A 24,783-nucleotide genomic window follows, 5' to 3' on the forward strand; every position below is an offset into this window, starting at 1 on the left:
CCCGGCCCTGCTCAGATACGTCATCCGGACGTTGACCGCCCTTGTTCAGACGCGTGCTCTATAGCGAGTCTGCTGAAGCACTGCAAGTCAAAGCCGGAAAGCGACCCAGTTGTCGCAAGTTAAAGTCCTCCGTCGGCGAAACGATGCTAGGCTCAATCCAGCGATCAAGGAGCAGACGATTTGAATTTTCTGGTCATTATTTCCGACGAACACCGTAAGGACGCGATGGGATGCGCTGGCCACCCGATCGTCAAAACCCCCAATCTGGACGCCTTGGCGGCGCGGGGTACGATGTTCACCTCGGCTTATACACCGTCGCCAATGTGCGTTCCCACCCGCGCCGCGTTGGCTACCGGAGAGTGGGTGCATACCACTGGTCACTGGGACAGCGCGACACCCTATGCCGGGCATCCGCGCAGTTGGATGCGTCAACTGCGAGACACGGGGCGCGAGGTCGTCTCGATCGGCAAGCTGCATTTTCGCTCGGCCGAGGATGACAACGGTTTCTCGCAGGAAATACTTCCCATGCATGTCGTCGGAGGAATTGGTTGGGCCGTCGGCCTGCTGCGCGAGAACCCGCCCGCGTATGATTCAGCCGCCGAACTGGCGGGTGATGTCGGCACCGGGTCCAGCACCTATACCGACTATGATCTGGATATTACCGCCGCATCTGAGGTATGGCTGACCGATCCGAAACGTCACGATGCACCATGGGCCGCCTTTGTGTCCCTGGTCAGCCCGCATTATCCGCTGACTTGCCCCGAGGAATGGTACGACCATTATGATCCCGCGGATATGGACCTGCCGGTGGGCTATGGCCACGGCCTCCCTGATCACGCAGAGCTGCAAAACATTGCGTCGTTCTTCAACTACGATGACTATTTTGATGAACAAAAGATGCGCGAAGCCAAGGCCGCATACTACGGGCTAACATCCTTCATGGACGACTGCGTGGGGCGCATCCTGACAGCTCTGACCCAAAGTGGTCAGGCCGAAAATACGGTCATTGTCTATGTTTCAGACCATGGCGACATGATGGGCGATCAGGGGTTCTGGACCAAACAGGTGATGTATGAGGCCAGCGCCGGGGTTCCGATGATCCTCGCCGGGCCCGGTATTCCCAACGGCAAGCAAGTCTCAACCTGTACAAACCTAACAGACATTGCAGCAACCGCACGGGACGTCTGCGGTGTTCCTGATGATGCAGGCAATGCCGATCAACCGGGCGTTTCGCTTATCGATCTGGCCACGGCACCGGATGATCCCAACCGAACCGTGTTCAGTGAATATCATGACGGGGGGTCAAAAACCGGCAGCTTTATGGTGCGCTGGGATAAGTGGAAATACGTCTATTACGTTGGGCATGACCCCCAACTATTTGATCTTGCATCGGACCCGAATGAACAGACCAATCGCGCCACGGACAGAGTTAACGACCCCGAAGTTCAAGCGGCGTTGGTCGAAGGCGAACGCCGTCTGCGCGAAATATGTGACCCCGAAGAGGTCAACGCGCGTGCCTTTGAGGATCAGCGTAAGAAGATTGCCGAGCTGGGCGGAGAAGAAGCCTGTCGAACGGCATTCGTCTTCAACCACACTCCAACCCCGTCCGAGCAAGAAAAGCAGCGCGAAGGATCCGCGCTCTAGTTCAGAATTCCTCGCCTTTTTTTGAGAAGCTCGTATCAGCTCACGCTGTAGGTCACCGTACCCGAACTGATGTGTGCCGCCGCAATCGCGCGCCCAGAGCGTCAAAGACCCATTCTGAGGGTAGAGAATATAACACTCCACCCTCAGCTTCACCTCAAGCGCCCTCAGTAGCGAACGCAAAGAAGGTCTAGAACAGTTGCAAATCCTTCGCGCCGCTTTGGATTTCGGCAAAGTTCGGCATGTTTTGGATCGGTACGGATGATGGCGCCGCGCCCGGCATCGTAACTGTCGGCTTCGTCGCCATTGTCTTGCCGAATGCTGGTCGCTGCAACTCCCCTCGGATATCATGCAACAGCATTTTGTGATCCGGCATTTTTGTGAGGATCTGCGCAAGATGTGCTTTCGCAGTCTTCATACCCTGGAACCAAATCTGTCGCTTTAGTGGCCGCAGACGATCACGGATGCCGGTCCCGTAACCGGTATCATAAACCTGTTTGCCCAATAGAACCGTTTGGTAAACGCGAAAGTTGAACAACGTCGCAAATTCGATGTCATGTTCCATTGGCAGACGATGCTGCCATAGCTCCAGGTTTTCGGCCAACCGATCCGGTATCTTCATCTCTGTCCGCGCATCGATCCAATACTGATCGTCAGTGCGGTTACCCAATCGATAGTGAAGACAGATGAACTCCAGAACCTCATCATAGAGCTTATTCATCTGCCGGTTATACCGCGTCCGCAAGGATGGCTCGATGTCTCGCGTGGGCAAGTGTTCCGCAAACCACCGCACCGCATGATCGACCATATGTATCGCCGTACTCTCTAGCGGTTCAATAAACCCGCCGGACAGGCCGATCGCCAAACAGTTCTTAACCCAGGCATTGCGCACACGCCCAATGCGCATGGGGATCACGCGCGGCGTCGCGCCCTTGCCGCTGTCACCCAGCCATTTGAGGTATTCATCCGCCGCCTGATCATCCGTGCGATGCGCGGATGAGAACACATAACCCGTTCCCACACGGTTATAGAGAGGCACCCGCCAGGTCCAACCTGCGCCAAGAGCGGTCGAGCGCGTGACGCTTTCAATCTTCTTTGGGTTGGGATGCTCGATCTGCAACGCCATGGCACGATCATTTGGCAAATAGTCCGAGTAATCCATAAACGGTTCGCCAAGCGCTTGGTTGATGATCAAGCCGCGGAACCCTGTGCAGTCTATGACCATCTCGATGTCATGGCGGCCCTGGCGTTCCAACATCAGATGGCTGACATTGCCCTGTTCATCCAGTTCGACCGATTTCACCTCATCTTGAATATGCTCCACACCGCGCTTGGTGCAGACTTTGGTGAGCATGCCTGCAAATTTCACAGCATCCAGATGATACGCATAGCCAAACCGCTGTTCGTATTCAGGCTGTCCCAATTGCCGTGCGCCTTTGCACAGACGAGCCAGATCATCATGTGGTGAGATGGACCGCGTAAAATCCCGATCCCCATTGCCAAAGCGCAAGAAATACTCGGCTGTTTCCAACCCTTCCAACAATTGGCCATGCGCAAAGGGGTTCACATAATCGATGCGATTGCCTTTGCGGTCCTTGTTCCAGTTGCAAAACTTCACACCCAGTTTGAACGACGCGTTGGTTTCGCGAAAAAAGTCCCGCTCGGAAATACCCGCCTGACGGAGCGTGACCGGCATGCGCGGCACTGTCGCCTCGCCCACACCCACTGTCGCGATATTGGGGCTCTCGATCAGGCATATGCGAGGGCGATCCTTTTCCGCTGACGTGCGTGAAAGCACCATTTCCAGTATCAGCGCGGTCATCCACCCTGCTGTGCCGCCACCGACGATGGTGATCTTGCGCAAACGATTATTCATGTTTTTTTGTCCCTGTTGGCTCAAGGGATATTATAGCTACGTGCCCATTTTTTGTGTTTTGGACTTAGATCGCAGCTTTCCCTTATGGCGTATCGAAGACTATAACAGCTTTATTGCGTCCAGCTAGGGCCTATAACACTGGGAAACTCAGACCTATCCTACAGGATTGAGACCTGAGGGGTGGGCAGGTATCATCACAGGCTCGAATCCTGAACGCTCGTCAAATCTCCTCACCTTTCTTCAGAAGATCTTCGATCAATTGTCGCTGCAATTCGTTGCTGTCACCGCCACCAAATTGAATCGCCCCTCCGGTGTAGGACGTGCCGTAAGTTGCAGCGATATTCACTGTCTGCGCCAAGCCCGAGATCAGTTGATCCTTCTTCAAAGACGAAAGCGGATGAATGAATGTTGCCCAAACGATTCCGTTGGCAATCGCATAGCGCGCATCCAAAGCGGTGTCGAAATTGGCCTGCATCATTCGGTGCAATTCCTCTTTTGACAGTTCATCAGCACTGCGGACTGCCACCATCGCACGCATGCGATCAGTGCTGGTATCCGTGACGACCAGAACAGGCACATCCGACAGTGTCAAAGCAAAGCCCGGCCCCTGCGGCTGTGCCTCGGGATCAAGCGCAAAGAGGATCTTGCCCAGACGTTCATAGTCCATCGGTGGCTCGGTCTCAGGCGCATCTTGGGCCGCCAGACCTCCGGCCAGAAAAATCAACACTAGGGCTAGTCGGATCATGGCATCTCTCCTGCAGGCTACTCCCTTACAATAGGTACCTGCCTGCACCCTGACTAAACAAAGCTTAGTGAAGAGTATGTCGTGCGCCGCCACAAGTTTGAACGATCTGCAAGGTTTGCCGATCTTACTGCGATAGCCCGTTCAAAACACTGCCCCTAGCTTTGTTTCAGCGGTTGGCTCCCCCGCCGACCCGAACCTGAACAGGAAAGGAAAACACAATGAAATCTCTGGTTCTAACAACCCTGATCGCCACCTTGCCCCTGATCGCCGCGCCGGCCTTTGCAGCGGATGAGATCAATGTCTCGAACGGCATCTCGGCCGCGGGCGCGCCCTTGGCAGCACATGGCGTCGATCTGGTGGCCCTGGTCAACGAAGGTAACCCGGTCGAAGGGTTTGCCACCCATTCCTCGACCTACGACGGGGCATCGTACTACTTCACCAGCGCCGCCAATCTCGAGGCGTTCGAGGCCAACCCCACCGCCTATCTGCCACAGCACGGCGGGTTCTGTTCCTTCGGCGTGTCTGTCGGCAAGAAATTTGATGGCGACCCGGACCAGTATCTGGTCACAGACGGCAAGCTGTATCTGTTCCTGAACGCTGAAACTCGGGCTGCGTTTCTGAAAGACGTGCCAGCCACAGCAAAAACCGCTGATGATCAGTGGGCGCAGATCAAATCCGTCGCCGTAGGCGAGCTGTAATTACCTCTCCCCGCGGCGTTAGGACGTTGCGGGGCGTTTGCTTTCGACAAGAGCTACGGCCTGGGCCAAAGCAGCTTCGATACTCAGATCAGACGTATCCAACAGCACAGCATCTGCAGCAGGCTTCATCGGCGCAGCACTGCGTTCGGCATCCCGCACGTCGCGTTCGCGCACATCTGCAAGCACAAACTCTCGGGTCACATCAGCGCCCTTTGCGCGCAGTTCCAAAAAGCGGCGCTCTGCCCGCACTTCGGCACTGGCGGTAACAAACAGTTTCACTTCGGCCTCGGGGCAAATCACCGTTCCGATATCGCGCCCATCCAGCACAGCCCCCCCTGCCCGACGGGCAAAGGCGCGCTGGAAATCCACCAACGCCGCGCGCACCTCGGGGATCACTGCCGCTTTCGAGGCCGCCTGCGCAATCTCGGCCGTACGCAAATCGCCTTGTTTCAGTTCTTCCGCAGTCAATGCCTGCGCCGCCTCGATGGGGTCAGTCCCGTCCAGCGTTCGGCGCCCGACCGCGCGATACAGCAGCCCCGTATCCAGATGCGCAAAACCGAACAGCGCCGCCACCCCTTTCGAGATCGTCCCCTTGCCCGCCGCCGCAGGGCCGTCGATGGCGACGGTGAAACTCATGTGCGTTCGACCTTGGCACCCAGGGCGGCCATCAGCGGCTCGAAAATCGGGAACGAGGTCGCGATTGGCCCACCGTCATCCACGGAAACCGGAGACTTCGCACCCATCCCCATGACCATGAACGACATGGCAATGCGGTGATCAAGATAGCTTTCGCAGGTGCCGCCACCGGGGACGTTACCGATGCCCAACCCTTCGACCGACCACCATTCTTCGCCCTCGTCCACGGTCACACCATTGGCCCGCAACCCGCGCGCCATGGCGTCAATCCGGTCGCTTTCCTTGACGCGCAGCTCTTTCACGCCGCCCATCATCGTGGTGCCGTTGGCATTGGCCGCAACCACAGACAACACAGGATATTCGTCGATCATCGAGGCCGCGCGTTCGGGCGGCACATTGATCCCTTCCATATTCGGAGAGTATTTCGCGCGCAGATCAGCGACGGGTTCGCCGCCCTCTTCCCGCTCATTTTCGTACGTCAGATCCGCGCCCATTTCGCGCAATGTGGTGAACAGCCCCGCGCGGGTCGGGTTCAGGCCGATGCCCGGCACCAACACGTCAGAGCCCGGCGTGATTAGTGCCGCACATACCGGAAAGGCCGCGCTGGACGGGTCGCGCGGCACAGCGATGACCTGCGGTTTCAACTCAGGGCGGCCGGTCAGCGTGATCACCCGGCCTTCATCCGTATCCTCGACGTTGATTTCGGCCCCGAAACCGGCCAGCATCCGTTCCGAGTGGTCACGGGTGGCCTCTTTCTCAATCACAACGGTCTTGCCCGGCGCGTTCAGACCGGCCAGCAGCACCGCGGATTTCACCTGCGCCGACGGCACCGGCACCTCATACCACACCGGTACAGGCTCTGCCGCACCCACGATGGTCATCGGCAGCCGCCCGCCCGAGCGCCCAACCGATTGCGTTCCGAACAGTGCCAGTGGATCGGTGACGCGGGCCATCGGTCGCTTGTTCAGGCTTGCATCACCCGTGAAGGTCGCGGAAATCGGGCAGGTCGCCATCGCGCCCATGATCAGCCGCACACCGGTACCCGAGTTGCCGCAGTCAATCACCTGATCGGGCTCGGCAAATCCACCAACGCCCACGCCATGCACACTCCATTCACCGTCACCGTGATCCGTGACCTCAGCCCCGAAGGCACGCATGGCCTTGGCGGTGTCCAGAACATCCTCACCTTCCAACAGGCCCGAGATTCTGGTCTCACCCACCGCCATTGCGCCCAGGATCAGCGACCGGTGCGAGATCGACTTGTCACCGGGCACTTCTGCTGTGCCGGTCAGCGGGCCGCAGGGATGCGAGGTCATCGGGATGGGCGTGCCGTGTCCGGACATGGGGGCTCCTGTTTTCGCTATCAGTTCAAGGCGGATTAGCGAATTGGAGCCGGTTGGTCCAGCGGCAATCAGTCTTTGCGCCGGAAGGTCAGGTAATGTGGCGTCCGGCCTTCACGCAAAGCCTTTTGTTCATAGCGGGTGGAAATCCAGTCATCCCACGGTTCGCGCCAATCAGCGGGGCGTTCGGCCAGCCATTCAAACCCGGCACGTGGAACCTCCTCCAACGTCTGGCGGACGTAGTCGGGAATGTCGGTGGCAACGCGAAAAAACGAACCGGGCTTTAGCGTGCGGGCCAGTGGCTCCAGATGTTCCTGCGTCACAAAACGCCGACGGTGATGACGCGTCTTGGGCCATGGGTCAGGATACAAAAGAAACGCCCGTGAAATGCTGGCCTCGGGCAGCACATCGAACAAATCCCGCGCATCGCCGGGATGAACGGCCAGGTTTTCGACCCCGGCCTTGCGGATCTTGCCCAGCAACATGGCGACGCCGTTGATATACGGCTCGGCCCCAATGATACCGATATCGGGGTTGCTGGCGGCCTGATGGACCAGGTGCTCACCACCGCCAAAGCCGACCTCAAGCCAGACATCTTTACCGCCGAACAGTGCCTTTAGGTCCAGCGGATGACGTTCAGGATTTGCGTCCCAGTCCACCGCACCAGGCGACAAAGCATCGAGATCTTCGTTCAGATACGTCTTTTGACTCTGCTTCAGGGCCTTGCCCTTAAAGCGGCCATAGAAGTTTCTGCGGGGGCGTTGGGGTGTCTGGGTGCTCATGGCGGTGCCCATACTGCGCAGGCGGGGTCAAAGCAAGGGGCGGTCGCGTCAGTTCTGCCGACACGCCGCCCCAAATTGCATTTCCTACAATAGAGCTCGCCCGCAAGGGCGCACCGTTTCATTGTGGAACGGTCAGACTGCCGACTTCAGAGCGTCGGTCAGATCCGTACGCTCCCAGCTGAAACCGCCATCCGCATCAGGCTGACGACCAAAGTGGCCATAAGCCGCCGTACGCTGGTAGATCGGCTTGTTCAGTTGCAGATGCTCACGAATACCGCGCGGTGTCAGATCCATCACCTTATCAACGGCTTTCTCGATATCCGCATTCTCCACCTGACCCGTTCCATGCGTATCCGCGTATATCGACAGCGGCTTGGACACACCAATCGCATAGCTCAGCTGAATGGTGCAGCGCTCTGCCATGCCCGCAGCAACCACGTTCTTGGCCAGATAGCGCGCAGCGTAGGCCGCCGAGCGATCCACCTTGGTCGGGTCTTTGCCCGAAAACGCGCCGCCCCCATGCGGTGCGGCACCGCCATAGGTGTCCACGATGATTTTGCGCCCGGTCAGACCGGCGTCACCATCAGGTCCGCCAATCACAAACTTGCCGGTGGGATTCACGTGCCATTCGGTATCAGCGTTCAGCCAGCCGTTGGGCAGGGTTTCAGCGATATAAGGTTCGACAATGGCGCGGATGTCGTCCGAGCTCAGCGACTCATCCAGATGCTGGGTCGACAGCACGATCGAGCTGACGCCGACCGGCTTGCCATCCCGATAGATCACGGACAGCTGCGATTTTGCATCCGGGCCCAGCGCGGGCTCAGACCCGTTCTTGCGCACCTCCGCCAAGCGCCGCAGGATCGCATGGGAATACTGGATCGGCGCGGGCATCAGCGCGGGGGTCTCGGTGGTTGCATAGCCGAACATGATGCCTTGGTCACCGGCGCCCTCGTCCTTGTTGTCCGAGGCATCCACACCCTGTGCGATATGGGCGGATTGTTCATGCAGCAGGTTCGTCACCTCGACGGTTTCATGGTGAAATTTGTCCTGCTCGTAACCGATATCCTTGATACAGGCGCGCGCGATCTCGTCGATGCGGCCCATATAGTCGTGCAATTTTTCCTGATCAGACAGACCTACTTCGCCGCCAATGACGACACGGTCGGTGGTCGCAAAGGTTTCGCACGCCACGCGGGCTTCGGGTTCTTCGTTCAGAAATGCGTCAAGTACAGCGTCCGAGATTCGGTCACAAACCTTATCCGGATGCCCTTCGGATACGGATTCCGAAGTAAAAGTGTAGTTCTGTCGAGACATGAAAGTGCTCCATTAAGATTTCCCCATCACGCCAGGAAGCCGTTGTGACGAGCATGCGAGGGGATACGCCCACACAAACACAGGGTCAATCGGTAATTATGCATGCGCGCGCCGGGCGTTGCGCCAAAACAGCGCGAAGAGAGCCGCCAGTAGGACAAAGACCGGAACATCCCCATTCCTAGAATACACCGTTGAGACAAACGGAGCAGGCATTTTTGCATCGAAATATCCAGCCTGACCCAATGGAAGCGCCTGCGTGATGCGCCCCAAAGGGTCAATCATCGCCGACACGCCGGTATTGGCTGACCGCATCATCGGCAGGCCTTGCTCAATCGCGCGCATCTGAGCCTGGGCCAGATGCTGATAGGGTCCAGACCGTGTGCCGAACCACGCATCGTTGGTGATCTGCAACAGAAAATCCGCGCGCCCCGGCGCGGACAAAACATCCTGCGTGAACACTGCCTCATAACAGATCAACGGCAGCGCCTTGCCCAGCTTGCCCGCATCCATCAAAGCTGCCCCGGGCCCAGCGGTGAACCCATTGCCGTTGGTCGCCGCCATGCCATAGATACCAAATTTTGCCATCACCTCGCCGAACGGTACATATTCCCCAAACGGGGCCAGGTGGTGCTTGTCGTACAGACCCTGCTGCTGGCCCTTCTCATCCAAATAGATCATCGAGTTATAGATACGCGGTCCGTCACCACGCTGAATGCCCAAAAAAACCGGCGTGCCCTGCGCCGCATCGGCAATGGCATCCAGATAGGGCTGCGCGCTGCTCAGCCAGGCAGGTACCGAGGTTTCGGGCCAGACAATCAGATCGGGCCGAGGCTGCGCCGCAGTAAACTCTATCTGGCGTGCAAAGAACAAAGGCGCGTATTCGGGATCCCATTTTTGATGTTGCGGCGCGTTCGGTTGGATCAGGCGCACGACATGATCGGTTTCCGTAACCGCCGGACGCGCGGTGCCATAGCCCAGCGCCAAACAGGCCGCGCCTACTGTCAGTCCAAGCGGTAATGCAAATCCACCGCGTTGCGCCAGCGCCGCCCCCAAGGGCAACGTCGCCAACAGGGTCAACGCGCCCAAACCATAGGGTCCGACCAATGACAAAAGCTGGGCCACCGGAGAGCCGACCCAGACCTGCGCCAGCCCCGCCCATGGAAATCCTGTCAGCACATAGCCGCGGGCCATTTCCGCCAGCGACACGGTCACAACCAGAAAAACGGCTTGTGTGTTTGCGTCACCCGCAGGCCGCCGCGCGATCCAAAAGGCCAGCGCCCAGAACAACGCCAACCCTCCGGCCATGAAGATCAGGGCAAAGGGTGCCATCCAGGCGTGACGTTCCGCGTCCACCAAGAACGGCTCGACAATCCAGCTGAGACCATGTGCGAAATACCCGGTGGCAAAAGCCCAGCCCAGCCAAGCGGCCCTGCCCCTAGTCTCGGTTGACAGAAACAACGGCGCCAGCAGCACCAGAGCAACCAGCGTTGCCGCCCACACACCAAACGGGGCAAGGCCAAACGCCGCCAGCGCACCCAGCAGCGCCGCCAATGCACATTTCAGCCAAATGGACCAACCCTGTGCAGGGTTCATACAACGAGATCCGGCAACATGACGCGCAGACGCTTGATCCGGCGTGGATCGGCGTCGATCACCTCGAATTCAGGGCCTTCGGGATGCAAGACAACCTCACCCCGTGCGGGCACCCGGCCTGATAGCATAAAGACCAGACCGCCCAGAGTGTCGATTTCTTCCTCATCCACGTCCTCGTGACTGGTCAGCGAGCGCCCGATTTCAGCCTCGAACTCTTCCAACGGGACGCGGGCCTGAACGATGTAACAACCCGGCTTGTCCTGAACCCAAAGCTGATCTTCATCCGCGTCATGTTCATCCGCGATTTCACCCACGACCTGTTCGATCAGATCCTCAATCGTCAGCAGCCCGTCGACACCACCATATTCGTCGATCACCAACGCCATATGTCGACGTTCCGTCTGCATCTTGGTCAGCAGAACCCCAATCGGCATCGAAGGCGGAACGAACAGCAACGTCCGCAGCATCTTGACCAGATCGAATTCACTGGACCCACTGTTGAATCCGTGGGTTAGGGCAAAGTCCTTTAGGTGGACGAACCCCAAAGGCGTGTCCAGCGTGCCCTCATACACCGGAATCCGCGACAGACCGCTTTCGCGGAACACCTTCGCCAGCTCATCCTTGGTAATCGTTGAAGGAACCGAGATGATCTCGGCCGTTGGGATGGCCACGTCCTCAACCCGCATCCGCCGCAGGTTGATCATGCCGCGCGGCTGTGCCTTGTCGACCTCGTGACCGTTGGTCACCTGGCTTTCCTCATCCTCGCCCTGCGGCGAAAACGCATCCACTATTCGAGAAAAGAAACCGGCTTTCTCTTTACTATCTTCACCGCTGTTCCTGGTTTGCGCGCCCTGCGCCGCCATAGAACTGCCGTCTGTCTCGCCCATAATCCTATTCCAAATAATCGGCCTTGATGGCCCGTCTACATATTATATGGGTCATCGATACCCATTTTGCCAAGTATAGCGACCTCAACCGTTTCCATCAAAGTGGCGTCGGTGTCACGAATGTGATCGTAGCCCAGCAGATGCAAAGTCCCGTGAATGATCAGGTGCATGACGTGATCATTCATTGATTTCCCTGCCTCATCCGCCTCGCGCGCGCAGGTGTCGTAGGCAATCGCAATGTCCCCCAACGGGATTTCACCGGTGAAGTCCGGCTCAGGCGGCGTCGGGCTCTGCCCCGGTTCCTCGGCTGCCAAATCCTCGGCGGGCCAGCTGAGCACATTGGTCGGTGTGGGCTTTTCCCGAAACTCCGCATTCAGTTCGGCGATGCGCGCATCATCACAGGCCAAAAGGCTGACTTCACACAGGTCAGAGTCCAAACCGCAATAGTCCAACACCGCCTGAATGGCACGCGTGGCCAAGGGTTCCAGCCCCTGCCAACGTGCGTCTTCAATTGTCAGTTCAAGGTTCATGTCACCACGTCCAAAGCCTTCGGCTGCGGACGATTACCCCGTCTCACGGCCCGAGTCGGCCTCATACGCTTCGATAATGGCGGCGACAAGCGGGTGGCGGACCACATCTTTCGAGGTGAAGTAGTTAAAGCTGATATTCGGGATCGTTTTCAGCAAACGTTCCGCATCTTTCAGCCCCGACTGAACCCCGCGCGGCAGGTCGACTTGCGAGCGGTCACCTGTGATCACCATGCGGCTGCCCTCACCCAGACGGGTCAGAAACATTTTCATCTGCATGGTCGTGGCGTTTTGCGCCTCATCCAGCACTACAAATGCATTGGCCAGGGTTCGCCCGCGCATAAAGGCCAGAGGAGCAATTTCGATTCGTTTTTCCTCGATCAGCTTGGCCAGTTGTTTGCCGGGCAAAAAGTCATTCAGCGCGTCATACAACGGCTGCATGTACGGATCGACCTTGTCCTTCATGTCACCGGGCAGATAACCCAGCTTTTCACCGGCCTCGACCGCGGGGCGGCTGAGGATAATCCGATCCACATGTCCACCGATAAACATCGACACGCCAGCGGCAACAGCCAGGTAGGTCTTACCCGTGCCTGCGGGACCGATCCCAAACGCAAGTTCATTTTGGAACAGCGACTGAACATAGGCCTTTTGCGCGTCTGTGCGCGGCTCGACCAGCTTTTTGCGGGTCTTGATCTCAACCGTGCCGCCCTTGAACATCTCAAGCTGATCACCGTCGCGGCTGCCGGTTTCCTGTTCCGATCCGCCCATCCGCAATTCGCGATCCACATCGGCTGCCTCAACATCGCGCCCACCTTCCAGACGGGTGTAAAGGGCCTGCAGCACCTCTATCGCCTGCTTCTGAGCGTCTTCGTCACCCATGACAACCAACTGATTGCCACGGCGCACGATCTGGACAGAAAGCTTCGTTTCGATTTCGGTCAGGTTGCGGTCATACTCGCCGCACAAATCAATCAACAACCGATTGTCAGGGAATTCAACAAACGCCTCACTTTGGGGCATGTCATCTTGCGGTGGGGTAAGGGCACCGATGGCCAATCCGTTCTCCTGTCTTGGCGTTTATACTCCGAGCGTAGACAACATTTCTCGGTGGGCGCAAGCCACAGTTTCATTTTTTCCCAAACAGATGGTAAAACCGCCGAAATCAGACGCAGCCGAGCACCACCCCAATCGCGGACAGCTTCAGAAGGTGTAATTCAATCCAAAACGCAAACCACGGTAGCGAGGGGTGGATTTTGTTGAGAACCCGTTGTCGAATTCAACCTCGCGCGAGTCGAATTGCACGTATTCAAACTCACCCGTGATCGACCAGTTGTCGTTCAGACTGTGTTCTGCACCGATACTGGCTGAAAACCCATTTCGAGAGTCACTGTCTTCAAAGGATTGAACCGTGCCGCCCGTGGACAGGCTGCTTGACGTTGTGATGTCACCCTGCACGTACCCGACCGAGACAAAATACAGAACGGTGCCGCTCTTGTTGGTCAAACCGTTGCGAAAACGTAGGGAAATAATGTCCGAAACCTCAGATCCGCCAGTAACAGCTACAGTGCCAATATCCATCGACACCTCATCGTCGATCTTTCCGAAGTCATAGCCGAGTTCGAACCCATAAACATAATCCCGGCCGCCGATTGCCGGTAGAACACCACGCCAACCGCCACGGATACCACCGTAGCCGCCACTCAGGTCCAGCTCTCCGATTTCGAAAAGATCCGTCTGGGTACGCAGTCCGAATCGGTCCGTGCCACCCGATGCATAGGCCCCGCTCAGGCCCAGATAGAACGCGCTAACGTCGCTGCCCAAACGCTTGGGACTGACAACCGGGGGATCCGTCACCCCCTGTTCAAGGTTACCCGCCACCGTTGCGCTGGAAAAAAGTGAAAGCACCAGCACCGCCGGAAAAACAAACCGGCCGTTTGGCCCAAAGAAACGTGTTAGGAATTTCACTCGTACCCTCCATCGTCCTGGCCCGAAAACAGGGTCAGCACCGACCTGAATTTTAGGAAACAGAAACCCTTTTCCCCAAATACGTCCGGCTTTTGTCCGAACATAGTTACCGGCGATAAATCAAGGGTTAATTTTTGGAACAATTACCCACTATGGCTTTCAAACAGCACTTTGGGGGGGCATCAGATCAGCGCACCGGCCAGCGAATTTGCCCCTGAGGCGGTGATTTCAACAACACGCAATTCTCCGACCGCGACATCGGCGTCAGACACGTGAACCGAATGTAAATACTCGGATTTCCCGACCATCTGGCCTGGCAGCCGTCCAGATTTTTCAAACAGAACCTTGACCTTGCGCCCTACCATTGCGTCCTGAATTTCCCGCTGATGCCGCGTGATCAGGGCCTGCAGGCGCTGAAGACGGTCATCCGCCGCATCAGGATCAACCTGAGGCCGCTCGGCTGCAGGCGTTCCCGGACGTGTCGAGTATTTGAAGGAATAGGCATAGCCGTATTTGACCTCTTCCACCAAATCCATGGTGGCCTGGAAATCCTCTTCGGTCTCTTCAGGGAAGCCAACGATAAAGTCCCCAGACATCACGATATCGGGCCGCGCAGCGCGGATACGTTCGATCAGGCGCAGATAGCTTTCGGAGGTGTGGCTGCGGTTCATGCGTTTGAGGATTCGGTCAGAGCCTGACTGCACCGGCAGATGCAGATACGGCATCAGCTTCTCGCAGGTTCCGTGCGCCTCGATCAGGTCGTCGGCCATGTCATTGGGGTGCGAGGTGGTAAAGCGGATGCGCTCCAACCCATCAACCTTGTTCAACTCCCAAATCAGCCCGGCCAGTGTCATGTCTCCGTTTGCACCAGCCCCGTGATAGGCGTTGACGTTCTGACCCAACAGAGTGATCTCACGCACGCCGCGTTCAACCAGGTCTTGCGCCTCGCGGATAATACGATCTGCGGGTCGGCTGACTTCGGCACCGCGGGTATATGGCACCACGCAGAAGGCACAGAACTTGTCACAGCCTTCCTGCACGGTCAGAAACGCCGTCGGGCCACGCTTGGCCTTGGGACGGTTTTTGAGCTTTTCGAACTTGTCCTCTTCGGGGAAATCCGTGTCCAGCGCCTTGGCACCGGTGCGCGTCTTCGCCTCCATCTCGGGCAGGCGGTGATAGCTTTGCGGCCCCACAACCAGATCGACCAGAGGCTGACGGCGCATAATCTCATCGCCCTCGGCCTGTGCCACACACCCCGCCACACCGATCTTGAGGTCAGGCTTTTCCGCTTTTAGGCCCTTAAACCTGCCAAGTTCGGAATAGACCTTTTCGGCGGCCTTTTCCCTGATATGGCAGGTGTTCAGCAAGATCATGTCGGCATCATCGGGGCTTTGCGTTTCCACATAGCCCTGCCCACCCAGCGTCTCGGACATGCGTTCGCTGTCGTAGACGTTCATCTGGCAACCGTAGGTTTTGATATACAGCTTTTTGGGTTCCGACATGGGTATGGCCTTTGCGCTGACGGGATCGGCGTCATCTATACCCTACGAACGCCGCTTGCAATGCCGGGGCGGATACCCGATTTTGACAGCAGATTCCAGCAAAGTGGAACCGGACAGGCAATGCAATACGACTCTCTCGACGATTTCCTCACCTCAGGCAAATCCGCCCTGGCCAAGGGCCCTGTCGCGCTGATCTTTGTTGAAGACAATGTCGAGGTCGACAGCACGCTCCGGCACCATCTGCATCTGGGCTTTAAGTCCGTGATTGCCTTCATGCCGCAGGATTTCGCACTGGGTTCTGAATTGTCTGACCGCATCCACAGGGTCACCCTGACCTGCGTACCCAGCACAGTTGCATTCGACACAATCAACAGGATCATTCAGGCCGCGCCGGGTATCTGGATGTATTATTGCTATAACGCCGAGTACCTGTTCTTTCCGTTTTGCGAGACCCGCACGGTGGGCGAATTGCTGGCCTTCCACGCCGAGGAACGCCGCGACGCGATGCTCAGCCATGTCGTCGACCTTTATGCTGATGACCTGAACACGTTTCCAAACGGCGTCGCCCCGGATCACGCCATGCTGGACAGCACAGGGTATTACGCCCACACCCGCCATGACGCCGAAGGCCACCCGATCGAGAGGCAGCTCGACATGTCCGGCGGCCTGCGCTGGCGGTTCGAAGATCACATCCCCTATGAGCGCCGCCGCATCGACCGGATTGCTCTGTTCAAATCGCGCAAGGGGCTGGAATTGCGGCCCGACCACACCTTTAACGAGCCGGAATACAACACCTATTCCTGCCCTTGGCATCACAATATGACGGCAGCCGTGTGTTCGTTCCGCGCCGCCAAAGCGTTGAAGACCAACGCCGGGTCCACCTTCGACATTCCAAGTTTCTGTTGGCACAACTCGGTGCCATTTCAGTGGAAATCCGGCCAATTGCTCAAACTCGGACTGATCGAATCGGGCCAGTGGTTTTGAGCTCGCTCTAGCGTCGTAGCAGCACCGGGAACCAGTCCTCGCGCAGGCGTTGACCGGGCGTCATGTCATGGCCAGGGTACGGCGGTGAAGTCCGGCCTGGACGCTCCACATACCGTGCATCATCCCCGACCAAACGCAGCGAAAACGCCCGACGGCGGCTGTCTGATTGGTTACCGCGCGCGCCGTGCAGCGTGCGATAATTGAACGCCACTGCATCACCCGGCTCCATTTCGAATTCCACAACCTTCATGCCCTCGGCATCCGGGTCCGGAACGGGAATGTACTGGCCTTCGTCGGGGAAGAACCCTTCTTCCGATACCCAGCGGGTCGGCAACACCTCTTTCTCCCAACGGTGTGACCCCGCCACGCAGCGCAGCGTCGCTTTTTTAACCGGGTCGAGCGGCGACCAGAAGCTGATGGTCTGCTGCCCCTCGACAAAGTAATATGGACCATCCTGATGCCACGGTGTCGCCATTGAGGTACCGGGCTCTTTGACCAGAACGTGATCGTGAAACATCTGCACGGTTTGGGACTGCATCAGATCCGCTGCAACCTCGGCCACCGGAGAGTTTTCGATTACATCCCGGAACTGATCAATCCGCGACCAGTTGCAGTAATCGTCAAAGAACAGACCGGTCTCGCCCTGTTTCTTGTTTTCTGACGCGTACGGGCCGGGTTCTGCCATATTCGCGGCAACGCCTTCGCGCAGCGCTTCGACATGACCGGTATAAAGCCCCTTGATCAGGACCACGCCGTCCTGCTGGAAAGTGTCGATCATCTCTCGCGTGACCAGAGGGTGCGTCATGTCAGTCTCCGTGCCGTAGGGTTGTGTGATCTGCACATGACAAAGTCCTCTGTTCAAGTAATATCTTTCAAAGGTAGACTTAACTTCATGTTATATATTTCCCTGCGCCAATATGAATATGTCTGCGCCATCGGGCGGCATGGCAGCCTGTCCGCCGCCGCACTGCACCTGAATGTCTCGCAACCTGCGCTGTCCAACGCATTGACGCGGGTCGAGGAACAGCTGGGTTATCCCCTGTTCGCCCGCAGGCGCGGAGCAGCCATGGCGCTGACACCACAGGGCCGCAGTTTCATTGATGAGGCCGAGGCGCTGCTGGCCAGTGCCGCCCGGTTGGAAAATGCCACTGATAGAGACGTGGGTAAGACCCGGTTGCGGCTGGGGTGTTTTGTTGATCTGGCGCCCTTCCTGCTTTCACGCGCCTTGCGCCAGTTGCGTGTGCAGATGCCGGACGTTGCAATCACCTACAGGGTGGACAGTTTCGAAGGGCTGATCTCGGGCCTGATTGACGGACGGATCGATCTGGCCCTGACCTATGGGCTCAGCATGGATGCAGGTTTTACCCAGCAGACGCTGTTCACAAGCACGCCGCATGCTCTGCTAGCGCCGGATCATCCCTTGGCCGCACACAGCGACGTTTCCCTTCAGGACCTGGCGGCCTACCCGCTGATCCTGTCAGAGGAAGGGTTGTCGGCACAGCATGTATTGGGGCTGTTTCGCCAGATCGGGGAAAACCCAACGGTCGCACATCGCGCGGCCTCGTTGGAAATTCAGCGCAGCCTTGCGGCACATGGCGAAGGGGTTGCGATCAGCTATGCCAATCCCCCCGCCCATACCAGTTATGATGGGATGCCCTTGCTAAGCCTGCCCGTTTCGGACCCATTTACGGCAGAACCCGTGGTGCTGGCACGACATGGCACTGGCCCCTCGGACACGCAGATTGCGACCGCCGAGCAGGCCCTATCTGATCTAAAACCGTAAGATTACTTTTTGCGCAGGCGGATCACGACGTCGACCGATGCGATTTCAACCCCTTCGGGTGCCTCGGGTAAGCGCTGAATCACCAGTTGATCCGAGGGCGCATCGCTTAGGCGGCTTTCATCCTCCCAGAAAAAGTGGGGGTGATCATGGGTGTTGGTGTCGAAATAGCTTTTTGACCCGTCCACCGTGATTTCCTGCAACACCCCGGCGTCGCAAAACGCGCGCAGGGTGTTGTAAACGGTCGCAAGCGAAACAGCATCGCCGTTCTTCTTGGCCGCATCAAACAGGCTTTCGGCTGTGACATGACGATGTTTGCCGTCGCCCACCAGCAATTCGGCCAAGGCAACGCGCTGACGCGTCGGGCGTAATCCTGCGTCAACCAACCAGGAAGTCGCTATGTTTTGGCTCTGAGGTGTCATGAATCCGATACCTGTTCTTTTCTGAACTATATATAAGTGTTCCGGCCAGGCAATTTCAAATGAAATTCATTCGCAAAGAATGCCCTGAACACAACATGATGTGGGCGACCGCTCTTGCAGGACCTTGCATACGGGTGCTAGGTGAGGCCAGATTAGATAAACGGACCCCTGGCAGGAGAGGCGGCAGAATGGCCCAATTCCCGAGCAGCTTTGACAAAGACGATCTGCTGAAATGCGCCCGTGGCGAGTTATTCGGCCCCGGTAACGCGCAGCTACCTGCTCCGCCGATGCTGATGATGGACCGCATCACCGACATTTCGGAAGATGGCGGTGCGCACGGAAAAGGCCATGTGCTGGCCGAATTCGATATTACCCCGGACCTGTGGTTCTTTGACTGCCACTTCCCCGGCAACCCAATCATGCCTGGATGCCTTGGGCTGGACGGTCTGTGGCAGCTTACCGGCTTCAACCTGGGCTGGCGTGGCTGGCAGGGGCGCGGCATGGCCGTGGGCGTGGGCGAGGTCAAACTGACCGGCATGGTGCGCCCGGACCGTAAAATGCTGACCTACAAGATTGATTTCAAGAAAGCGATCCAGACTCGCCGTCTGACGATGGGCGTGGCAGATGGTATCGTCGAAGCGGACGGCGAAATGATTTACGACGTCAAAGATATGAAAGTCGTTCTGTCCGAAGCCTAAGCCGGACTGGCTTGAAATAAGGAGCACGCACATGCGTCGAGTAGTTGTCACCGGTCTGGGGGTTGTCTCTTCCATCGGGAACAATGCCGAAGAGGTTCTGGCCTCACTCAAGGCCGGTAAATCCGGCATCGTGGCCAATGAGCAGATGGTCGAACATGGCTTTCGCAGCCAAATCGCCGGATCGCTGGATATTGATGTGTCCGAGCATGTAGACAAGCGCACCCTGCGCTTCATGGGGCCCGGCGCGGCCTATGCCCATATTGCCATGACCCAGGCAATTGCAGATTCAGGCCTGACCGAGGATCAGGTTCAAAACCCACGCACCGGGCTTGTCGCCGGATCGGGCGGCCCGTCGACCAGCGCCATGCTGACCGCGCATCAGACGGTGCTGAAAACCGGCGCAACCAAGCGCATCGGCCCCTTTGCGGTTCCGAAATGCATGTGCTCGACGATTTCCGCGAACTTGGCAACAGCGTTTAAGATCAAGGGCATCAACTATTCGATCACCTCGGCCTGTTCGACCTCGCTGCATTGCATCGGCAACGCGGCCGAACAGATCATGCTGGGCAAACAGGACGTTATGTTCGCCGGCGGCGGTGAAGAACTAGACTGGACCCTGTCTTGCCTGTTCGACGCGATGGGCGCAATGTCCTCGAAATACAACGACTCGCCCGACAAAGCCTCGCGCGCGTTCGACCAGAATCGCGACGGGTTCGTGATTTCGGGCGGCGGCGGCATCGTCGTGCTTGAGGATCTGGAGCACGCGCTGGCCCGCGGCGCCAAGATTTATGCCGAAGTGACCGGCTATGCCGCGACCTCGGACGGCCACGACATGGTAGCCCCGTCTGGTGAGGGTGGCGAGCGCGCGATGCGTCTAGCCCTGTCGACACTTCCCGAAGGCCGCAAGGTCGGATACATCAACGCCCACGGCACCTCGACCCCGGTCGGCGACGTGGGTGAGGTTGAGGCCGTGCGCCGTATCTTTGGTGAAGGCAACGTGCCCCCGATTTCATCGACCAAGTCGATGACGGGCCACGCACAGGGTGCCGCAGGCGCGCTTGAAGCGGTCTTCTGCCTGCTGATGCTGCACCATGATTTCATTACTCCGTCGATCAATGTCGACACACTTGCCGAAGGCATCCTGCCCGGTGAAATTGCAACTCAAGTAGTTGAAAACGCAGGCTTGGACAGCGTGATGACCAACAGCTTCGGCTTTGGTGGCACCAACGGGTCCATGGTTCTGTCAAAGTATAACGGGTGAATACGATGTCGGATACTCTCAAGGGCAAACGCGGCCTGATCATGGGCGTGGCAAATGACCGCTCGATTGCATGGGGCATTGCCAAGGCCATGCACGAAGCCGGCGCAGAACTGGCGTTCACCTATCAGGGCGAAGCGTTCGGTAAGCGGCTGGAGCCATTGGCGCAAAGCCTGGGCAGCGATTTCATGGTGGATGCGGATGTCACCGACGACGAATCTTTGGACCGTGCTTTCGATGAGCTGGGCGCGCGCTGGCCTAGCATCGACTTCGTAGTTCACGCGATCGCCTATTCGGATAAATCCGAACTGACCGGCCGGTTTCTAAACACCACGCGGGCGAATTTCAAACACTCCATGGATGTGTCTGCCTATTCGTTTATCGAGGTTGCGCGCCGCGCTTACCCGTTGATGAAGGACAATGGCGGTTCACTGCTAACGCTGACCTATCAGGGTTCGAACCGGGTCGTGCCGAACTACAACGTCATGGGCGTGGCCAAGGCGGCGCTGGAATCGGCGACCCGCTATCTGGCCAATGATCTGGGCCCCGAAGGCATCCGAGTGAACGCCATCTCACCCGGCCCAATGAAAACGCTGGCAGGTGCGGCCATCGGCGGCGCGCGCAAGACCTACAAGTTCTGCGATCAGAACGCACCGATGCGCGCGAACGCAACGCTCGAAGCCGTCGGTGGCACCGCAGTTTACCTGACTTCGGACGCTGGGGCCTGCACTTCGGGTGAGATCATTCGGGTAGACGGAGGGTTCCACGTTCTGGGAATGCCGCAACCCGATCACATGTGACCCGATCTTTCCCTGTCCGCGCCAAGATTTAACCATCTTTTTCGGGCAGTGATAGCGGCATGAGCAAAGCAGAACAAATCATCGCCACCACCACACGGGCATCCCGGCGCAAATCGGGTTTTCTGGGGCAACGCGGCCGGATCGCATTGCTGGCCCTGACCACGCTGCTGATGCTGTTTGTGTTCTTCACACAGGCAGAAGTCCGCACCACTCTCACATCCTGGACCAGCCTGATTTCAGGCTGATCCAACACGCTGGCCCACAGTTGTCAGTTGATTGAAACAACCTCGATATCAAAAATCAGATCCTGACCGGCCAACGGGTGATTGGCGTCCAGCGTGACGGTTGCGTCATCCACCTCCACCACCGTCACAGGCAGCGCTTGCCCATCCGGTGTCTGCATCTGTAGCTGAGTGCCGGGCTCAAGCGGGATGTCATCTGGTATCCCTTCGCGGGGGATCTGCTGCCGCATCGCCGGATTGATCGGGCCATAGGCATCCACGCAGGCAATCTCGACTCGTTTTTTTTCGCCCGCTGTCAGACCGGGCATGGCCGTATCCAGACCGGGAATGATTTGACCGGACCCAACCACAAATTCCAGCGGGTCGCGCCCTTCGGAACTGTCGAACACGTTTCCGTCCAGCAAAGTACCCTTGTAATGGATGCGAACCGTGTCGCCTTGTTTGATCTCGGTCATAGGTGGCCTCCGGCCGTTAAGAAATTGAGCGGCCAACCCTAGGGGGTAACGCGCTATTGTAAACCCTCCCCCCTTTTGTGCCTGCATCACTTGTGCCAACCTGCGCGCGAATGAGGGAGGGGAATTGATGCCGATCACCACTTGCGTATTCGATGCCTACGGCACGCTGTTCGACGTTGCCGCCGCCGCGCGGCAAGCCGCATCCGAGTCCGGGTTCGAGAAGTTGCAACAGAAATGGCCCGAATTGGCAAATCATTGGCGGCTGAAACAGTTGCAATACACTTGGCTGCGCGCGATCACCGATGCCCATGCCGATTTCTGGGATGTCACGCAAGACGGGCTGGACTGGGCGTTGGACGCCACCGGGCTTGAGGGCGATCCCACCCTGCGCCAACGTCTGCTGGACCTGTATTGGGAATTGCAGGCCTATCCGGAAGTGCCCCAGATGCTGACCGCCCTGAAAGAGGGCGGTCTGAACACCGCGATTCTGTCCAACGGGTCGCCGCCCATGCTGGATGGTGCGGTGCAATCGGCAGGAATCGGCGGCGTACTGGACGACGTGCTGTCAGTCGAAAGTGTTGGCGTCTTCAAACCTCATTCCAGTGTTTACGATCTGGTGCAGCAGCGTTTCGACTGTGCCCGTAACGAGGTACTTTTTGTCAGCTCGAACGGGTGGGACGCCGCCGGGGCCAGCGGGTACGGGTTCGTAACCGCCTGGGTTAATCGTGCAGATGAGCCAATGGATCGCTTGCCATGGACGCCCGCACATGTTCTGTCCGACCTGACAACGATCCCTCAACTGGCCGGAGTTTAATGGCTTTTTTCACCACGTCTGATGACAGGCGCCTTTTCTTCGATGACATCGGTGCCGGTACTCCGGTGCTGTGCCTTGCTGGGCTGACCCGCAACAGCCAGGATTTCGCGTTCCTGGCGCCACATATCACCGATGTGCGGATGATCACGATGGATTACCGGGGGCGCGGGCAATCGGATCATGACCCGGACTACATGAACTATAACATCGTTCGCGAATCCCTTGATGTGATCGAACTGCTGGATCATCTCAGATTGGACCGTGCGGTTGTCTTAGGCACTTCGCGCGGTGGGTTGATTGCCATGGCGCTGGCCGTCAGTCATCCCGAACGGCTGTCCGGGGTGATTCTGAATGATGTCGGCCCTGTGATCGACCCTGTAGGTATTGCCAAGATCATGGATTATGTAGGCAAACAGCCGACTTCAAAAACCTATGACGAGGCCGCGAAAATCTTACAGCAGGTGATGGAACAGCAATTCCCCGGGGTTTCGCTGGACCGGTGGCGGCAGCAGGCGGAAATCCAATACGAACTGACCGACGATGGCCTGACGTTGCGCTATGATCCGGCCTTGCGCACTGCATTATTGGAACAAACCGCTGCCGGCAAATTTCCGGATTTATGGATGTTCTTCGAAGCCTTGCGCGATATTCCGACAGGTGTCATTCGGGGCGCAAATTCGGATGTTCTCGGCAAGGATACGCTGGTCGAGATGCACAAACGTCACCCCGATCTTATCTCGGCAGAAATACCGGATCGCGGCCATGTGCCGTTTCTGGACGAACCGCAGTCTTTAGCCCTTATGCGCAAAGTATTGGATACCGTATGAGCACTTTGGAGATGATCGAAGCCGCCGCCGATCGGCTGCGGGGTCACGTTCGGGAAACACCGCTGCTCACCTCGCCGTTCCTGGATGACCTGGCCGGTCGTCGGGTGCTGGTAAAGCCCGAATGCCTGCAACATACGGGCAGCTTCAAGTTCCGTGGCGCGTGGTCGGCGATCTCGGCGCTGAACGCACAGGACCGACAGCGCGGCGTGATCGCCTATTCCTCGGGCAATCACGCGCAAGGCGTGGCCTTGGCGGCAGCGCGGCACGGCATTTCGTCAGTGATCATCATGCCCTCGGACGCGCCCCAGTTGAAGATCGACAACACCCGCGCGCTGGGGGGTGAGGTCGTCCTGTATGATCGCACAAACGAAAGCCGCGAAGAGATTGGCGAATCCCTGGCCACCGAACGCGGCCTGACCCTGATCCGCCCTTATGATGAACCGCAGGTAATTGCCGGTCAGGGCACCACCGGGCTGGAGCTTGTTCGGCAGGCCGCCGAAATGGGCGTTAAGCAAGGCGATGTTTTGGTCTGCTGCGGTGGCGGCGGGCTGACTTCAGGGATCGCTCTGGCGTTGGAAGGTCACGCACCCGGTCTGCGCGCCCGCCCCTGTGAGCCCGAAGGGTTCGACGACGTCAAACGCTCATTGGCCAGCGGTCAGATTCAGGCCAATGCTGAAACTGCGGGCAATATCTGTGACGCGATCCTGACGCCGCAGCCCGGACAGATTACCTTTCCAATTCTCAGCCGCTTGTGTGGTCCGGGACTGTCGGTCACTGAAGAGGAAGCCATGCGTGCGATGGCTCTGGCCTTTCTGCGTTTGAAAATCGTGCTAGAACCGGGCGGCGCGGTATCGTTGGCTTCTGCCCTTTTCCACAAGGAAAAAATCGAAGGCGACGCGGTGATCGTCGTGGCCTCGGGGGGAAATGTGGACCCGGAAGTCTTTGGAAAAGCGCTGGAATTCCTGACCTGACATTGATCAATGTTTGGGTCAAC

At 58.0% G+C, this 24,783-nt stretch carries 26 protein-coding genes and 1 riboswitch; of the genes, 11 read left to right on the forward strand and 15 right to left on the reverse strand.

Annotated features, from left to right (window positions below):
* Positions 1–180: 180 nt before the first annotated feature.
* Positions 181–1,644 carry a sulfatase family protein gene (locus ACR0LY_RS19215; RefSeq protein WP_254429618.1) on the forward strand — a complete coding sequence of 488 codons (1,464 nt, stop codon included), beginning with the start codon at positions 181–183 and terminating at the stop codon, positions 1,642–1,644.
* A 187-nt stretch (positions 1,645–1,831) separates the two neighbouring features.
* Here the strand turns inward: ACR0LY_RS19215 and ACR0LY_RS19220 are convergent, their stop codons facing one another.
* The gene (locus ACR0LY_RS19220; RefSeq protein ID WP_170351761.1) at positions 1,832–3,517 is read right to left on the reverse strand and encodes a tryptophan halogenase family protein; all 1,686 of its coding nucleotides are present in this window, start codon (positions 3,515–3,517) and stop codon (positions 1,832–1,834) included.
* A 220-nt stretch (positions 3,518–3,737) separates the two neighbouring features.
* Complete coding sequence (locus ACR0LY_RS19225; RefSeq protein ID WP_170351762.1) at positions 3,738–4,262, reverse strand: hypothetical protein; 525 nt, start codon at positions 4,260–4,262, stop codon at positions 3,738–3,740.
* Positions 4,263–4,480: 218 nt separating this feature from the next.
* On the opposite strand from ACR0LY_RS19225, the gene ACR0LY_RS19230 reads away from it, so the two are divergent.
* Entirely contained in the window at positions 4,481–4,960 is a 480-nt protein-coding gene (locus ACR0LY_RS19230; protein ID WP_170351763.1) for a YHS domain-containing (seleno)protein, read from the forward strand.
* Positions 4,961–4,978: 18 nt separating this feature from the next.
* On the opposite strand, the gene ACR0LY_RS19235 is transcribed toward ACR0LY_RS19230, so the two are convergent.
* From ACR0LY_RS19235 to miaB, 10 genes are all read right to left on the reverse strand, one after another.
* Entirely contained in the window at positions 4,979–5,596 is a 618-nt protein-coding gene (locus ACR0LY_RS19235) for a (d)CMP kinase (protein ID WP_170351764.1), read from the reverse strand.
* Positions 5,593–6,939, reverse strand: a complete 1,347-nt coding sequence (gene aroA, locus ACR0LY_RS19240) for a 3-phosphoshikimate 1-carboxyvinyltransferase (protein ID WP_170351765.1) — start codon at positions 6,937–6,939, stop codon at positions 5,593–5,595. Before aroA ends, ACR0LY_RS19235 begins: the two co-directional genes overlap by 4 nt.
* Before the next feature lie 68 nt (positions 6,940–7,007).
* Positions 7,008–7,718 (reverse strand): tRNA (guanine(46)-N(7))-methyltransferase TrmB, encoded by a 711-nt coding sequence (trmB, locus tag ACR0LY_RS19245; RefSeq protein WP_170351766.1) that lies wholly within the window; start codon positions 7,716–7,718, stop codon positions 7,008–7,010.
* A gap of 132 nt (positions 7,719–7,850) precedes the next feature.
* Complete coding sequence (gene metK, locus ACR0LY_RS19250; RefSeq protein ID WP_170351767.1) at positions 7,851–9,032, reverse strand: methionine adenosyltransferase; 1,182 nt, start codon at positions 9,030–9,032, stop codon at positions 7,851–7,853.
* A gap of 5 nt (positions 9,033–9,037) precedes the next feature.
* Positions 9,038–9,086: riboswitch (SAM-SAH riboswitch) on the reverse strand.
* A gap of 42 nt (positions 9,087–9,128) precedes the next feature.
* Entirely contained in the window at positions 9,129–10,625 is a 1,497-nt protein-coding gene (gene lnt, locus ACR0LY_RS19255; protein ID WP_170351768.1) for an apolipoprotein N-acyltransferase, read from the reverse strand.
* Positions 10,622–11,512 (reverse strand): hemolysin family protein, encoded by an 891-nt coding sequence (locus tag ACR0LY_RS19260; RefSeq protein ID WP_170351769.1) that lies wholly within the window; start codon positions 11,510–11,512, stop codon positions 10,622–10,624. The genes lnt and ACR0LY_RS19260 overlap by 4 nt, the downstream gene beginning before the upstream one ends.
* A gap of 35 nt (positions 11,513–11,547) precedes the next feature.
* Complete coding sequence (gene ybeY, locus ACR0LY_RS19265) at positions 11,548–12,042, reverse strand: rRNA maturation RNase YbeY (protein ID WP_170351770.1); 495 nt, start codon at positions 12,040–12,042, stop codon at positions 11,548–11,550.
* Between the two features lie 33 nt (positions 12,043–12,075).
* Positions 12,076–13,098 (reverse strand): PhoH family protein, encoded by a 1,023-nt coding sequence (locus tag ACR0LY_RS19270; protein WP_170351771.1) that lies wholly within the window; start codon positions 13,096–13,098, stop codon positions 12,076–12,078.
* 144 nt (positions 13,099–13,242) lie between these two features.
* Positions 13,243–14,007, reverse strand: coding sequence for an outer membrane protein (locus ACR0LY_RS19275; RefSeq protein ID WP_170351772.1), 765 nt, complete (start codon positions 14,005–14,007; stop codon positions 13,243–13,245).
* Positions 14,008–14,189: 182 nt separating this feature from the next.
* On the reverse strand, positions 14,190–15,509 hold the full coding sequence (gene miaB, locus ACR0LY_RS19280) for a tRNA (N6-isopentenyl adenosine(37)-C2)-methylthiotransferase MiaB (protein ID WP_170351773.1): 1,320 nt from the start codon (positions 15,507–15,509) through the stop codon (positions 14,190–14,192).
* 120 nt (positions 15,510–15,629) lie between these two features.
* On the opposite strand from miaB, the gene ACR0LY_RS19285 reads away from it, so the two are divergent.
* Positions 15,630–16,493: a hypothetical protein gene (locus tag ACR0LY_RS19285; RefSeq protein WP_170351774.1), complete on the forward strand. Its 864-nt coding sequence runs from the start codon at positions 15,630–15,632 to the stop codon at positions 16,491–16,493.
* 7 nt (positions 16,494–16,500) lie between these two features.
* Here ACR0LY_RS19285 and ACR0LY_RS19290 read toward each other — a convergent pair whose 3' ends face one another.
* Positions 16,501–17,298: a phytanoyl-CoA dioxygenase family protein gene (locus tag ACR0LY_RS19290; RefSeq protein ID WP_170351775.1), complete on the reverse strand. Its 798-nt coding sequence runs from the start codon at positions 17,296–17,298 to the stop codon at positions 16,501–16,503.
* Positions 17,299–17,385: 87 nt separating this feature from the next.
* Between ACR0LY_RS19290 and ACR0LY_RS19295 the strand changes: the two genes are divergently transcribed.
* Positions 17,386–18,276, forward strand: coding sequence for a LysR family transcriptional regulator (locus ACR0LY_RS19295; protein ID WP_170351776.1), 891 nt, complete (start codon positions 17,386–17,388; stop codon positions 18,274–18,276).
* A gap of 2 nt (positions 18,277–18,278) precedes the next feature.
* On the opposite strand, the gene irrA is transcribed toward ACR0LY_RS19295, so the two are convergent.
* The gene (gene irrA, locus ACR0LY_RS19300) at positions 18,279–18,695 is read right to left on the reverse strand and encodes an iron response transcriptional regulator IrrA (RefSeq protein WP_170351777.1); all 417 of its coding nucleotides are present in this window, start codon (positions 18,693–18,695) and stop codon (positions 18,279–18,281) included.
* Positions 18,696–18,883: 188 nt separating this feature from the next.
* Here irrA and fabA point away from each other — a divergent pair, with 188 nt between their 5' ends.
* From fabA to ACR0LY_RS19320, 4 genes are read left to right on the forward strand one after another with little or no spacing between them, the layout of a single operon-like run.
* Positions 18,884–19,393 (forward strand): bifunctional 3-hydroxydecanoyl-ACP dehydratase/trans-2-decenoyl-ACP isomerase, encoded by a 510-nt coding sequence (fabA, locus tag ACR0LY_RS19305; protein WP_058283235.1) that lies wholly within the window; start codon positions 18,884–18,886, stop codon positions 19,391–19,393.
* Between the two features lie 31 nt (positions 19,394–19,424).
* A complete protein-coding gene (gene fabB, locus ACR0LY_RS19310) occupies positions 19,425–20,654 on the forward strand; it encodes a beta-ketoacyl-ACP synthase I (RefSeq protein ID WP_170351778.1) in 1,230 nt (409 codons plus the stop codon).
* A 5-nt stretch (positions 20,655–20,659) separates the two neighbouring features.
* A complete protein-coding gene (locus tag ACR0LY_RS19315; protein WP_170351779.1) occupies positions 20,660–21,451 on the forward strand; it encodes an enoyl-ACP reductase FabI in 792 nt (263 codons plus the stop codon).
* Positions 21,452–21,510: 59 nt separating this feature from the next.
* The gene (locus ACR0LY_RS19320; protein ID WP_170351780.1) at positions 21,511–21,696 is read left to right on the forward strand and encodes a hypothetical protein; all 186 of its coding nucleotides are present in this window, start codon (positions 21,511–21,513) and stop codon (positions 21,694–21,696) included.
* 23 nt (positions 21,697–21,719) lie between these two features.
* Here the strand turns inward: ACR0LY_RS19320 and ACR0LY_RS19325 are convergent, their stop codons facing one another.
* Positions 21,720–22,148: an FKBP-type peptidyl-prolyl cis-trans isomerase gene (locus tag ACR0LY_RS19325; protein WP_170351781.1), complete on the reverse strand. Its 429-nt coding sequence runs from the start codon at positions 22,146–22,148 to the stop codon at positions 21,720–21,722.
* A gap of 127 nt (positions 22,149–22,275) precedes the next feature.
* On the opposite strand from ACR0LY_RS19325, the gene ACR0LY_RS19330 reads away from it, so the two are divergent.
* Genes ACR0LY_RS19330 through ACR0LY_RS19340 form a run of 3 tightly spaced genes read left to right on the forward strand, consistent with a single transcriptional unit; the run spans position 22,276 to position 24,760 of the window.
* Positions 22,276–22,962 carry a haloacid dehalogenase type II gene (locus ACR0LY_RS19330; protein WP_170351782.1) on the forward strand — a complete coding sequence of 229 codons (687 nt, stop codon included), beginning with the start codon at positions 22,276–22,278 and terminating at the stop codon, positions 22,960–22,962.
* Positions 22,962–23,789, forward strand: a complete 828-nt coding sequence (locus tag ACR0LY_RS19335) for an alpha/beta fold hydrolase (RefSeq protein WP_170351783.1) — start codon at positions 22,962–22,964, stop codon at positions 23,787–23,789. The genes ACR0LY_RS19330 and ACR0LY_RS19335 overlap by 1 nt, the downstream gene beginning before the upstream one ends.
* Positions 23,786–24,760 (forward strand): threonine ammonia-lyase, encoded by a 975-nt coding sequence (locus tag ACR0LY_RS19340; RefSeq protein ID WP_170351784.1) that lies wholly within the window; start codon positions 23,786–23,788, stop codon positions 24,758–24,760. Before ACR0LY_RS19335 ends, ACR0LY_RS19340 begins: the two co-directional genes overlap by 4 nt.
* Positions 24,761–24,783: the final 23 nt, after the last annotated feature.

This window comes from Ruegeria sp. BC5, assembly GCF_056539205.1.

What these genes read in the sequence shown, in the direction of transcription:
- ACR0LY_RS19220 (WP_170351761.1), bottom strand. Translation starts at nt 3,517, where the DNA reads ATGAATAATCGTTTGCGCAAGATCACCATCGTCGGTGGCGGCACAGCA.
- ACR0LY_RS19225 (WP_170351762.1), bottom strand. Translation starts at nt 4,262, where the DNA reads ATGATCCGACTAGCCCTAGTGTTGATTTTTCTGGCCGGAGGTCTGGCG.
- ACR0LY_RS19230 (WP_170351763.1), top strand. Translation starts at nt 4,481, where the DNA reads ATGAAATCTCTGGTTCTAACAACCCTGATCGCCACCTTGCCCCTGATC.
- ACR0LY_RS19235 (WP_170351764.1), bottom strand. Translation starts at nt 5,596, where the DNA reads ATGAGTTTCACCGTCGCCATCGACGGCCCTGCGGCGGCGGGCAAGGGG.
- aroA (WP_170351765.1), bottom strand. Translation starts at nt 6,939, where the DNA reads ATGTCCGGACACGGCACGCCCATCCCGATGACCTCGCATCCCTGCGGC.
- trmB (WP_170351766.1), bottom strand. Translation starts at nt 7,718, where the DNA reads ATGAGCACCCAGACACCCCAACGCCCCCGCAGAAACTTCTATGGCCGC.
- metK (WP_170351767.1), bottom strand. Translation starts at nt 9,032, where the DNA reads ATGTCTCGACAGAACTACACTTTTACTTCGGAATCCGTATCCGAAGGG.
- lnt (WP_170351768.1), bottom strand. Translation starts at nt 10,625, where the DNA reads ATGAACCCTGCACAGGGTTGGTCCATTTGGCTGAAATGTGCATTGGCG.
- ACR0LY_RS19260 (WP_170351769.1), bottom strand. Translation starts at nt 11,512, where the DNA reads ATGGGCGAGACAGACGGCAGTTCTATGGCGGCGCAGGGCGCGCAAACC.
- ybeY (WP_170351770.1), bottom strand. Translation starts at nt 12,042, where the DNA reads ATGAACCTTGAACTGACAATTGAAGACGCACGTTGGCAGGGGCTGGAA.
- miaB (WP_170351773.1), bottom strand. Translation starts at nt 15,509, where the DNA reads ATGTCGGAACCCAAAAAGCTGTATATCAAAACCTACGGTTGCCAGATG.
- ACR0LY_RS19285 (WP_170351774.1), top strand. Translation starts at nt 15,630, where the DNA reads ATGCAATACGACTCTCTCGACGATTTCCTCACCTCAGGCAAATCCGCC.
- ACR0LY_RS19290 (WP_170351775.1), bottom strand. Translation starts at nt 17,298, where the DNA reads ATGACGCACCCTCTGGTCACGCGAGAGATGATCGACACTTTCCAGCAG.
- ACR0LY_RS19295 (WP_170351776.1), top strand. Translation starts at nt 17,386, where the DNA reads ATGTTATATATTTCCCTGCGCCAATATGAATATGTCTGCGCCATCGGG.
- irrA (WP_170351777.1), bottom strand. Translation starts at nt 18,695, where the DNA reads ATGACACCTCAGAGCCAAAACATAGCGACTTCCTGGTTGGTTGACGCA.
- fabA (WP_058283235.1), top strand. Translation starts at nt 18,884, where the DNA reads ATGGCCCAATTCCCGAGCAGCTTTGACAAAGACGATCTGCTGAAATGC.
- fabB (WP_170351778.1), top strand. Translation starts at nt 19,425, where the DNA reads ATGCGTCGAGTAGTTGTCACCGGTCTGGGGGTTGTCTCTTCCATCGGG.
- ACR0LY_RS19315 (WP_170351779.1), top strand. Translation starts at nt 20,660, where the DNA reads ATGTCGGATACTCTCAAGGGCAAACGCGGCCTGATCATGGGCGTGGCA.
- ACR0LY_RS19320 (WP_170351780.1), top strand. Translation starts at nt 21,511, where the DNA reads ATGAGCAAAGCAGAACAAATCATCGCCACCACCACACGGGCATCCCGG.
- ACR0LY_RS19325 (WP_170351781.1), bottom strand. Translation starts at nt 22,148, where the DNA reads ATGACCGAGATCAAACAAGGCGACACGGTTCGCATCCATTACAAGGGT.
- ACR0LY_RS19330 (WP_170351782.1), top strand. Translation starts at nt 22,276, where the DNA reads ATGCCGATCACCACTTGCGTATTCGATGCCTACGGCACGCTGTTCGAC.
- ACR0LY_RS19335 (WP_170351783.1), top strand. Translation starts at nt 22,962, where the DNA reads ATGGCTTTTTTCACCACGTCTGATGACAGGCGCCTTTTCTTCGATGAC.
- ACR0LY_RS19340 (WP_170351784.1), top strand. Translation starts at nt 23,786, where the DNA reads ATGAGCACTTTGGAGATGATCGAAGCCGCCGCCGATCGGCTGCGGGGT.